This is a genomic window from Mycobacterium sp. TH-M11 (assembly GCF_057473725.1).
On the sequence record NZ_JBYCLD010000037.1, the window covers coordinates 1 to 11,656 of the forward strand.

6 protein-coding genes and 2 pseudogenes are annotated in these 11,656 nt (G+C 65.2%); 3 read left to right on the forward strand and 5 right to left on the reverse strand.

The window, feature by feature from the left end:
* Both ipdA and echA20 read right to left on the reverse strand, forming a co-directional pair.
* Window positions 1–382 (reverse strand): annotated as a pseudogene (gene ipdA / locus AC2VOG_RS01565) (cholesterol ring-cleaving hydrolase subunit IpdA); the annotation flags it as partial.
* Window positions 379–1,137 (reverse strand): (7aS)-7a-methyl-1,5-dioxo-2,3,5,6,7,7a-hexahydro-1H-indene-carboxyl-CoA hydrolase, encoded by a 759-nt coding sequence (gene echA20, locus AC2VOG_RS01570; RefSeq protein WP_486938161.1) that lies wholly within the window; start codon window positions 1,135–1,137, stop codon window positions 379–381. The pseudogene ipdA and the gene echA20, both read right to left, overlap by 4 nt.
* Before the next feature lie 68 nt (window positions 1,138–1,205).
* Between echA20 and AC2VOG_RS01575 the strand changes: the two genes are divergently transcribed.
* The 3 genes from AC2VOG_RS01575 (at window position 1,206) to AC2VOG_RS01585 (ending at window position 4,053) form a co-directional block, all read left to right on the forward strand.
* Window positions 1,206–1,970, forward strand: coding sequence for an SDR family oxidoreductase (locus AC2VOG_RS01575; protein WP_486938162.1), 765 nt, complete (start codon window positions 1,206–1,208; stop codon window positions 1,968–1,970).
* Between the two features lie 26 nt (window positions 1,971–1,996).
* Window positions 1,997–2,902, forward strand: a complete 906-nt coding sequence (locus AC2VOG_RS01580; RefSeq protein ID WP_486938163.1) for an SDR family oxidoreductase — start codon at window positions 1,997–1,999, stop codon at window positions 2,900–2,902.
* 191 nt (window positions 2,903–3,093) lie between these two features.
* On the forward strand, window positions 3,094–4,053 hold the full coding sequence (locus AC2VOG_RS01585; RefSeq protein ID WP_486938164.1) for a fatty acid desaturase: 960 nt from the start codon (window positions 3,094–3,096) through the stop codon (window positions 4,051–4,053).
* Window positions 4,054–4,057: 4 nt separating this feature from the next.
* On the opposite strand, the gene AC2VOG_RS01590 is transcribed toward AC2VOG_RS01585, so the two are convergent.
* The 3 genes and pseudogenes from AC2VOG_RS01590 to AC2VOG_RS01600 form a co-directional block, all read right to left on the reverse strand.
* On the reverse strand, window positions 4,058–7,165 hold the full coding sequence (locus AC2VOG_RS01590; protein WP_486938165.1) for a helix-turn-helix transcriptional regulator: 3,108 nt from the start codon (window positions 7,163–7,165) through the stop codon (window positions 4,058–4,060).
* A gap of 427 nt (window positions 7,166–7,592) precedes the next feature.
* Window positions 7,593–10,745 (reverse strand): helix-turn-helix transcriptional regulator, encoded by a 3,153-nt coding sequence (locus tag AC2VOG_RS01595; protein WP_486938166.1) that lies wholly within the window; start codon window positions 10,743–10,745, stop codon window positions 7,593–7,595.
* A gap of 675 nt (window positions 10,746–11,420) precedes the next feature.
* Window positions 11,421–11,656: pseudogene (locus tag AC2VOG_RS01600) on the reverse strand (histidine phosphatase family protein); the annotation flags it as partial.

Genomic DNA, 11,656 nt, shown 5'->3' on the forward strand with positions numbered 1-11,656 from the left:
CCGAGCTGCCCAGCCCGGCGCGGATCGGCAGGAACGGCAGCCGCTGGGCGGCGGCCTGCAGTCCGCAGCGCAGCATGCCCTCGTCCATCTCGCGGGCCTCGATGGCCCCGGTGGTGCGGGCGTGCGCGAACCACGGGTCGTAGAACGGCGCGGAGTCCAGGGAGACGAATCCGTAGTAGGCCCGGCGCACCTTGCCCGCCGAACACAGCAAACCCAGATCCGGTCCGCCGTAAGTCACTACGGTCAGATCCTTGACGTCGGTGCGCAGGATGGCGCGGACGAACGCCATGGGCTTACGGCGCGAGCCCCAGCCGCCGATACCGATCGTCATGCCGTCGCGCAGTTCCGCGACGGCGTCGTCGAGGGTCGTTACCTTGCTCATTTCTTAGCGCCCTTCTCGGTCCCGGCGAACTCGTCGCGGTGCTCGTCGGCGACACCGGAGAGGTTGAGCTCGAAGGTGAAGCCCTGCTCCATGCGGTAGCTGCTGTTGACCTTCTGCACATCGATGAGGTTGAGGGCTTCCTTGGCCGCCCGGATCACTCGGGTGTCCTTGGATGCGATGTCGCGGGCCACTCGCAGCGCGGCCTCGTCGAGCTCGGCGCGCGGCACCACCTCGTGCACCGAGCCGTAGTTGGCCAGGACCGAGGCGGGGACGGTGGCCGCGGTGTAGAACAACCGGCGCATCATGTGCTGCGGCACCAGCCGGGAGAGGTGGGTGGCCGCGCCCAGTGCGCCGCGTTCGACCTCCGGCAGGCCGAACTTGGCGTCGTCGGAGGCCACGATCACATCGGCGTTGCCGACCAGGCCGATCCCGCCGCCGACGCAGAAACCGTTGACCGCGGCGATCACCGGCACCGCGCACTCGTAGACGGCCTTGAACGCCGCGAAGCAGCCGCGGTTGGCGTCGATCAGCGCGGTGAAGCCCTCGGTGGCCTGCATCTCCTTGATGTCCACGCCGGCGTTGAAGCCGCGGCCCTCGGCGCGCAGGATCACCGCGTGGGTCTTCATGTCGTTGCCGGCGGCGGTGATGACCTCGCCGAGCTCGAACCAGGCCCGCGACGGCAGCGCATTGACCGGCGGGTAGTCGACGGTGACCGCGACGATCCCCGGTTCGACGGTTTTGGATGTGATCGGCATGGGCGGACTTCCCTGTCGTATTGGGGCCTTAGATACCTAAGCAAGCACTTGCTTGGTACGCTAGCACAGTGGGTGAAGCGATCAACCTCGGATTGACCGGCAAGGTGGTCCTGGTGACCGGCGGAGTGCGCGGCGTCGGCGCGGGCATCAGTGCCGTCTTCGCCGATCAGGGCGCAACGGTGGTGACCTGCGCCCGGCGCCCGGTGGACGGCTCCCCCTATGAGTTCCATTCCTGCGACGTCCGAGACGACGACGCCGTGAGGGGTCTGATCGGGGCGATCGTGGCCACCCACGGCCGGATCGACATCGTGGTCAACAACGCCGGCGGCTCCCCGTTCGCACTTGCGGCAGATGCGTCGGCCAATTTCAGCCGCAAGATCATCGAGCTCAATTTGCTCAGCGCCCTGCTGGTGTCCACGCACGCTAACGCGGTCATGCAGACCCAGGACACCGGCGGCTCGATCGTCAACATCACCAGTGTCAGCGGCCACCGACCGTCCCCTGGCACCGCGGCCTACGGTGCGGCCAAGGCCGGGGTGGATAGCCTGACCACATCGTTAGCCGTCGAATGGGCTCCGAAGGTGCGGATCAACTCGATCGTGGTCGGCATGGTCGAAACCGAACAGTCCGAGCTGTTCTACGGCGACGCCGAATCGGTAGCAGCCGTCGGCGCCACCGTGCCCCTGGGACGGTTGGCCAAACCATCCGAAATCGGTTGGACAGCAGCATTTTTGAGTTCCGACCTGGCGTCCTATGTCAGCGGCGCCAGCCTGACCGTGCACGGCGGCGGAGAGAACCCCGCCTACCTCGACGCATCCAGCGCTAACAAATAGCGCTAACAAATAAGGAGAGAGCAGCCATGGGACTTCTTGACGGCCGCGTAGTCATCGTCACCGGAGCCGGCGGCGGAATCGGGCGGGCGCACGCGCTGGCCTTCGCCGCCGAGGGCGCCCGAGTGGTGGTCAACGACATCGGCGTCGGCCTGGACGGTTCGCCGGCCGGCGGCGGTAGCGCCGCCCAGAACGTGGTCGACGAGATCGTCGCGGCCGGTGGCGAAGCCGTCGCCAACGGTTCCAACGTCGCCGACTGGGGCCAGGCCGAGGCGCTGATCAAGCAGGCTGTCGACACCTACGGCACACTCGACGTGCTGGTCAACAACGCCGGTATCGTGCGGGACCGGATGTTCGCCAACGCCACCGAAGAGGAATTCGACGCCGTCACCGCCGTGCACCTCAAAGGCCACTTCGCCACCATGAAGCACGCCGCCGCCTACTGGCGGGCCAAGTCCAAGGCCGGCGAAACTGTCGACGCCCGCATCATCAACACCAGCTCGGGCGCCGGCCTGCAGGGCAGCGTCGGGCAGGCCACCTACAGCGCCTCCAAGGCCGGCATCGCCGCGCTGACCCTGGTCGCCGCGGCCGAAATGGGCCGCTACGGAGTCACCGCCAACGCCATCGCCCCGTCAGCGCGCACCCGGATGACCGAGACCGTGTTCGCCGACATGATGAACACCCAGGGCCAGACCTTCGACGCGATGGCGCCGGAGAACGTCAGTCCACTGGTGGTGTGGCTGGGGAGTGTGGAATCCAAGGACGTGACCGGCAAGGTCTTCGAGGTCGAGGGCGGCAAGATCCGCGTCGCCGAGGGTTGGGCGCACGGCCCGCAGGCCGACAAGGGCGCCCGCTGGGATCCCGCGGAGTTGGGGCCGGTCGTCGCCGACCTGTTAGCTCAATCACGTCCGCCGGTGCCGGTGTACGGAGCCTAAAGTCCTGGGGACGAAAGTCCTGATGCGCGGACCAGCGGCGTTATACGTTGGCGTCAATATTGTGATAGTTACTTAGCCGGCCATTGCAGGCTTGCGTCCCAAGCCTGGCCGGGGCGTGACGTAGGCTCTCAGTTGTTCTCGTTTTACATGCCCGTTTTTCATGAATTGCTGTCGCTGGAGGTCGTGTGTCGGTGCTCGAGACCGCGGAAGACCCGCCGGCGACGACCCGACGTCAGCGGCACCCGCATCCTGGCGAGGGGATGCCGGCCTTCGCGTGGCCTACCTTCGGGCTTGCGTTGGGGGCACTCGCTGTTTTCGTGCTGGTGGTGGCCGGCACTGTCGACGGGTTCCTTCCGATTTGGGCCGCGGTCCCACTGAGCACCGCGGTCACCTATGTGATGTTCTCGGTGGCGCACGAGGCGTTGCACCGTTCGCTGTGTTCGGTGCGCTGGGTGAACACGGTGGTCGGTCGACTGGCCTGGCTGTTTGTCATATTGCCGTTCTCGTTGCCGGCGTTCGGGTATGTGCACGGTGAGCACCACCGCCACACCAACGACCCGGACCGGGACCCGGACATGTTCGCCACGCACGCGCCGGCCTGGCAGCTGCCGTTCCGTTGGGCGCTGATCGACCTCTTCTACGCGTCCTGGTACATCCGCAAGCTCTGGAAGCGAGTGCGTCATTCCTGGCGTCGCCCGGTGGCCGAGGTGGCCGAAACGCTGCTGCTGTCCATGGCGACGGTGGTCGGTATCGGCGCTGCTGTCGTTAGTGAACATTTCTGGACTCTTGCGATAGTCCTGTTGATTCCGCAGCGCATCGGCATCTTCATCATCGGGTGGTCCTTCGATTGGCTTCCGCATCACGGGCTCGATGAGACCCAGCGGGGAAACCGATACCGTGCCACCCGGCTGCGGGTGGGGATGGAATGGCTGTTGGCGCCGTTGATGCTGTCGCAGAATTACCACCTGATCCACCATCTGCATCCGTGGTTGCCGTTCTACCGCTATCTGCAGGCATGGCGACGCAACGAGGAGCTCTACCTGGAGCACAGTGTCGCTGTCACCAATCTGCTCGGCCGGGAACTGAGCGCCGAGGAATACCGGCACTGGAAGCGGTGGGCGCAAGTCGAACCCGACTCTCGTATCGCCTAGTGCATCAGGTGTGTTGCGCCGCTTCTTGAGCGAGTTGCAGGCGGGACGAGATGTTGAGCTTGGTGTAGATCCGGCTCAGGTGCGAGTGCACGGTTCGGGGTGAGAGGCTCAGTTCGGCGGCGATTTCCTTGTCGCGGAGACCGGCACTGATGAGCCGGACGACATTGCGCTCGGCCGGGGTCAACGAGGCCCATCCGCTGGACGGGCGTCTGGATTCGCCCTTGCCCTTTGCGTCACCGCGGCGCGCGTGGGTGATCGCCTCCGCCGGCGGCATTGCGGCGCCCTCGGCCCACCGGCTCTCAAAATCCTGCTGCCCCATCGATTTTCGCACGGTGTCGACCGCTACGGTGTAGTCGGCGTCATAGATCTTGAAGCGGACGGCACCGGTGTGGTCGCGGATGGCAACTGCCGATCCGAACAGTCGCGCCGCGTCGCGGTATCGACCGGCGCTCGCCGCCAGCGTTGCCAGGCACTCGATCACCTCGGGAATCGCCAGATATGCGCCGGTCTGGCTGGCGATCTCCAAGGCCTCGAGGGCGTCTTGTTTGGCCCGCTTGAAGTCGCCTTCGACGATAGCGATCCGAATACGTGTCTCCAGCGGTAAGAGCCGGTTCACCCCCGACGATAACGAGAGCGCTTCGTCGGACCGGCGGCGCGCTGCGACCGTATCACCGGATGCCAGCGCAGCCCTGGCCACCGGGTTGCCGTTGATGGCCAGCAGGTGCGGTAGGGCGCACGCCTCGCACGCAATATCGCTGGCCAGTTGTCCCGCCGGCACATCACCGGCAGCCAACGCTGCGTCCACCAACGCACCCAGACTGATGCCGCGGTGGAAGGCGGCTTGGTTGACAGTGGTGTCGGCGCTTGCTTGTGCAGCGCGGCGAGCTCCGCTGGTGTCACCTTGGCGTGCCAGGGCCTCGGCCAGCAGCATCAGGCCCTTCGCTGCGAAAAACGGCTCGTGTGTCGCGGCCGCCTCGGCGGCCATTTCCTGGCCCGCAGTGGCAGCTTTCGCCAGCTCCCCGGACAGCAGGTCTGCTAAGCCCAGGCAAAATCGGCAGAGTCGTGAGGCTGACCAGTCGCCGACCGCTTCCGCCAGGTTACGTCCTTGTTCGGCGGCTTGACGCAGGGTGTCCAGGTCGCCCGCGACGAAGGCGGAGTAGGCGTAGGCGCCGTATATCTGGCTTAAGCGCCAGTCGCCGGGAACGGGAGCGGGAGCGAGTTCGAGCGCCTCGTGGAAGTAGGGCAGGGCGATCTCGGGGCTATAGCAGTTGGTGAAGGCGCAGGCGGCCAGCGCCCAAGACAACAATGCCGGGTCGTCGAGGTCGCGTGCGATCGCCACGGCCTGCTCGGCCTGATCGAGGCGATCGTAGGACCCGCTCCACCCCTCGAAAACGGTTTTGTCGGCGAGCAGGCGGCTACGGATGGCGGGTGCCACCGCGGCGCCGCCGGTCAGAACGGCGTTGAACCAGGCGAGTCCTTCCAGGCTCCGGCTGTGGATCCACAGTGGCAGCAGCCCTGATACGAGGCGAGCGGCCAGCTCGGTATCACCGTGTTCGTGACTCCAGGTGAACGCTGCCCGCAGGTTGTCAATCTCGATTTCGGCCTGCTTGATATGCCATTGATAGCCGTCAGGCGATTGGGTTTCGAACAGTGCGGTGTAGTGGTCGCGGTGGCGGCGGCCAAGCGTATCGGTCTCGCCGGCTTCGTCGACCTTCTCCAGCGCGTACTGGCGCACCGTCTCCAGCATCGAATAGCGTGTGGTGGGTCCGGTGCTATCGGCTGTCACCAGCGATTTGTCGACCAGCTGAGTAATCCAGGCAAGGGTCTGATTGCGCGTCAGATCAGTGCCGGCGACGACCGCGTGGGCGGCACTGAGGTCGAACCCACCCAAAAATACCGCCAGCCGGCGAAAGGCGACCCTTTCCGGTTCGCTGAGCAGGTCGTGTGACCAGTCAATTGAGGCGCGCAGGGTCTGCTGGCGCGGCACCACCGTGCGTGCACCACCGGTCAACAGCTGCAATCGCTCATCGAGTCCGTCGCGGATCTCGGTCAGCGACAACGCTCGAACCCGTGTCGCGGCAAGTTCGATCGCCAACGGCACCCCGTCCAAGCGTCGACAGATCTCAACTATCGTGGCGGCCCCGTCGTCGGTGCTGGCGAATTCGGGCCGGACCAGCCAGGCGCGCTGGGTGAACAATTCCACTGCTTCGTCGGCTAGCGACAGAGACGGAGTTGGCCAGGTCACCTCGCCGGCCACCCCGAGGGGTTCCCGACTGGTCGCCACGATGATCAGTTCCGCGCTGGCCGCCAACAGCGTGTCGATCAGCCGCGCACACGCATCCAGCAGATGCTCGCAATTGTCGAGCACCATCAGCAATTGCTGGTCGGCGACGAAGCGGACCAGGGTGTCGACCGGGGAGCGGTCAGTCTGATCCGGCAGGCCGAACGTGTGCGCTATTCGCTCGGCGACCAGATCCGGATCGGTGATCGGCGCCAGGTCCACGCACCAGGCTCCGTCGCGGAACTTGTCGACAAAATCATCGGCCAGTTGCAGCGCCAGCCGCGTCTTGCCGACTCCGCCGGAGCCGGTCAATGTCACGAGACGGTTGGAGGCAACCAATAGCCTCAGTTCGTTCAGCTCGGCTTCGCGTCCGACGAAACTTGTCAGCGGAGTTGGAAAATACCGCTCAGGCAACGCTTTTCCGGCTCGAAGCGGCGGAAAGTCAGTGGGGAGGTCAGGGTGGCAGAGCTGCGTGACCCGCTCCGGATACGGTATGCCGCGTAGCCGGTACACCCCGAGATCAACCAGCCATGCCGTCGGTGGCAGCCGATTCGCGATCGATTGCTGGGCTGTCTCCGACAACACCGTCTGCCCGCCGTGGGTCAGATCGCACAGCCGCGCCGCGCGCTTCACCAGGGCTCGCAGGCGTGCGCAGGGGTCAACTAGCGGCAGCTCGTCGGTGTGTATTGCGATCCGGGGCCGGATCGGCTCCGAGGGCGCACGCTGCAAAGCCAGTGCACAGGCCACCGCGTCGTCAGCTTCCACGAACCCGGCGGCAAACTTGTCTCCGCGGTCCTGCGCCGCTAGACGTTCGCCACGATGGGCGGTCACGACCTCGGCGAGCGTGCTTTGTAGTCCTGAGAGGCCGGTCGTCGACGACTCCGTCAGAGATTGCCAGGGTGGGCGGAGGTCGCCGGGACCGACGACGAGGACTGTTCGCGCTGTGGAAGACGGCGAATGCGCTTCGCTCGGGTTCGCTGACATCTATCGTCCTCTAGCCCTGTGCTTTCGTGCCGGTTGCATGTTGTGAATGAGGGAAGGTGCTCTGAGCTGGGATAATTCGACTTGCCAAACGTTGAATCAGTCCAGTTCGAGGAGCACCTTTCTGGTGAGTTAAGTCTATGTCGTGTTGCCCAGGGTGCTCACCGAACTGCGCAACCGGGGTGGTCGTAACATCCTGTTCGTCTGCTATGACGGCTTGCCGGGCCTGCCTGAATCGATCACCGCGCAGACGGCTCGCGGGAATAACACCGTTGTGTCAGGTGTGTTGCGCTTGCGCTGCTGCTTGAGCGAGTTGCAGGCGGGACGAGATGTTGAGCTTGGTGTAGATCCGGTTCAGGTGCGAATGCACCGTTCGGGGTGAGACGTTCAGTTGCGCAGCGATGTCTTTGTCTCGGAGACCAGCACTGATAAGCCGAACGACGTTACGTTCGGCCGGGGTCAGCGACGCCCAACCGCTAGACGGGCGTCTGGATTTGTCCTTGCCCTTTTCGTCGCCTCGGCAGGCGTACGCAATGGCCTCAGCCGTCGACAGGGCATTGCCCTGAGCCCAAAGCCGCTCAAAGTCATTCTGCTGCATCACTTCTCGCAGCGTTCCGACAGCGGTTTCGTAGCTGGCGTCGTAGACCCTGGCACGGACCGCACCGGTGCGATCACGGGCGCTCACCGCTGAGCCGAACAGCCGTGCTGCGTCGTGGTGTCGCCCAGTGGCCGCGGCCACCGATGCCAGTAGTTCGATCAGATCCGGGACGCCCAGAGTTGCCTCAGTGTCGGCCGCCACCGCCAGCGCGTCCCTGGCATCTCGTTCGGCTTGATCAAACCCACCCTCGGCCATGGCCACTCGGCCACGAATCTCCAGCAGCAGTATCCGATGCATACCCGAACTCACGGACAATGCGTCGTCGGCCCAACGGCGCGCCGCGGCCAGGTCGCCGGATGCCAGTGCGGCGCGAGCGACCGGATTGCCGTTTATCGCCAGTAGTTGGGGCAGCGCGCACGCGTCGCATGCCGCCCGAGCTGCACTGAGCGCCCCGGCCACATCACCGGCGGCGAGGAATGTGTCCGTAACCGCGCCGAAGCCGAACGCGCGGTGGAAGTCGATCAGTTCGGCAGCGGCCTCGACACATGCACCTGCCGCCGCGTGCGCCCCGCGGATATCCCCCTGGCACGCGAGGGCTTCGGCCAGGACGGTCAGACTCTGGGAGCTGAACAGCGGGTCGTGTGCAGCCTCGGCCTCGGTGGCTACCTGGCGGGCCTGCTCGGCCGCCAGCGTGAGCTCTGCGCGGTGCAGATGCGCCAGTGCCAGGCAAAGGCGGCACAGTCGAGCAACCGACCAGTCACCGACCGCATCGCCGAGGACTGCCCCTTTTTCAGCGGCGAGCCGCATCGTATCGAGGTCCCCGGCCACGAACGCCGAATACGCCTGCACGCCATAGATCTGGCTCAACCGCCAATCGTCGTTCATTGCCGGGGACAGCGCGATGGCCTGTTCAAAGTAGGGCAGGGCGAGTTCGGGGCTGTAGCTACAGGTGAAGCCGCAGGCGGCCAGCGCCCAGGCAAGCAGTCCCGGTTCATCGAGGTGCCGTGCGATCGAAACCGATTCCTCTGCCTGCTCGACCTGCCCGTAATTCCCGATCAACGCGTCGAAGATCGCTTTGTCCGCGAGTGCGCGGGCACGCGCGCCAGGCGCCATCGTGGCGCCGACGAGCACCGCGTTGAACCATGCCAGTCCTTCCAGCGTCCGGCTGTGGATCCACAGCGGGAGTAGTGATGAGGCGAGACGTGCGGCAAGCTCCGGCTCGCCATGGTTGCGGCTCCACGTGAAAGCCGCCCTGAGGTTGTCGATCTCGAGTTCCGCCTGCGCAATGTGCCAGCCGTACCCAGCGGTCACCTCGGAGCCGAACAGGGCTGTGTAGTGATCACGGTGGCGTGCCCGGATGGCGTCTGATTCCCCGGCCTTCTCGAGCTTTTCCAAGGCGTACTGCTGCACGGTCTGCAACATTCGGAAGCGTGTCGATTCTCCGGTGCTGTCGGCTATCACCAGCGATTTGTCCACTAGCTGGGTGAGTTTGTCGATGATCAGTCCGCGCGGCAGGTCAGTGCCGCCAGCCACAGCATGGGCCGCATCAAGGTCGAAACCACCCCGAAATGGCGCCAAACGGCGAAACACCACGCGCTCGGGTTCGCTCAACAAGTCGTGCGACCAGTCCTCCGAAGCCCTCAGTGTCTGTTGGCGTGGGACCACCGTGCGCGCACCACCGGTCAACAGTTGGAAGCGCTCGTCCAGCCCGTCGGCGATCTCGGCCAGTGACAACGCTCGAACCCGGGTCGCGGCAAGTTCGATCGCCAACGGCACCCCGTCTAGGCGCCGACAGATCTCGGCTACCAAGGCAGCATCACCATCGGTGTCGGTGAAACCCGGCCGGACCAGCCGAGCGCGCTGCCGGAACAACTCGACAGCCTCGTCGCCGAGCGAGAGCGAAGGGGTTTTCCAGGTCACTTCGCCGGCTACGCCGAGAGGTTCGCGACTGGTCGCCACGATGGTCAGCTCTGCGCCGGCGGCCAACAAGGTATCGGTCAGTCGCGCGCACGCGTCCAGTAGATGCTCGCAATTGTCGAGCACCAGCATCAATTGCCGGTCTGCGATGAAGTGCACCAGGGCGTCGACCGGGGAGCGGTCCGGTCGATCAGGCAGGCCCAACACGTGTGTCACTCGTTCGGGAATCCGATCCGGATCACTGATCGGCGCCAGGTCCACGCACCATGCTCCATCGCGGAAACGGTCGACAAACTCCTCGGCCACTTGCAGCGCGAGCCGCGTCTTGCCCACTCCGCCAGAGCCGGTCAGCGTCACAAGACGGTTGCCATCAACCAGCCGACGCAGCTCGGTCAACTCCGCATCGCGTCCGACGAAACTCGTCAGCGGCGTCGGAAAGTAAGGCTCGTGCCCCGCATTTCCGGTTCGAAGCGGCGGAAAGTCGATCGCAAGATCGCGGTGGCAGAGCTGCGCCACCCGCTCCGGATACGGTATGCCACGCAGCCGAAAGGATCCCAGCTCAACCAGCCAGGTCTCCGAGGGCAGCCGATCAGCCATCAATCGCCGGGCTGTTTCCGATAACAACGTCTGACCGCTATGGGCCAGGTCGCAGAGCCGTGCAGCACGTTTCACCAGGGATCGCGGGTGTGCGCACGGCTCGACCAACGGCAACTTCTCGGTGTGCAGAGCGATCCGCGGCCGAATCGGTGCCGCGGGAGCGCCCTGCAGAGCCATGGCGCAGGCCACTGCATCACTGGCGTCTGCGAACGCGGCGGCGAACTTATCTTCGTGGTCCTCCTCCACCAGCCGTTCGCCACCATGGGCGGCAACCGCTTCGGCGAGAGTACTTTCCAGCCACGACAGCCCGGTCGTCAATGACTCAGTCGGGGGCTGCCATTGCGGCCGGGAGTCTCCGGGGCTGACCACAAGGACCGTTCGCGCCCGGGAAGGTGACGAAAGCACCGCACTCGCATCCGACATCATTTACCGTCTCTCAGAGGCAAGGATGCTCGCGCAAGCGGGCAACACCCTCCATTCCCCCCGGATGGATCAGCTGTGCATCCGTGCAGTCCTAAGGCTTACTTTCCGTGATCTAGGTACTTCTACCGCCAGGTCTCCGCGTCACGATACCAGCGAGATTTCGGCATTCTTGCCGATGTTCTATGGGGGCGTGCTGTCGCACAGTGGTGGCGGCAGAGCTGCGCTTGCCGAGTCGGCCGCCTCGCGGCGGAACTATTTCGCCGGTCTCCAACTGATCGCGATCTCTCGAACGAGGGCAGCGGCAACAAGGGCGTCCAGGGTGTTGCTCGGTGGCGCGCCACGGGACGCCGCCGAGGTCCGAATTCGACGCATTGTTTTTGCGGGATTTGTTGTGCCAGCAAACTCGAATCGAATATCTAATCCGTTTATGCGTGAACCCTTCCGGTGCCGCAGAAAATGCGCGTGCCCGTCGTTGGATTCCGTAAGTGAATCTTGGCTCCGCGCCGTAACACCCCCGGCAGCGGCGGCAACGGCGCCTCGTGTGCGGGGCTGTCTCGTTTGCTGGCCAGGTCAGATGGCGTCGAGTACGTCGTTCCACACTGCGAGGGGGAACTGCAGAACCGCCGCGCCGATATCGTCGGCGCCGGCCTGGATCGCGTCGAGGAATGTCGTCGGACCCCCGCTGAGCAGCGCCTCCCAGATGTGGAACATCGCCATCTGCGGCGCGGTGATCACGTCGCGCACGTCGACGAAGAGCTCGGTGAGCAGTCCCGGATCTTCGGCGACCGGCTGCCCGTTCCAGCTGA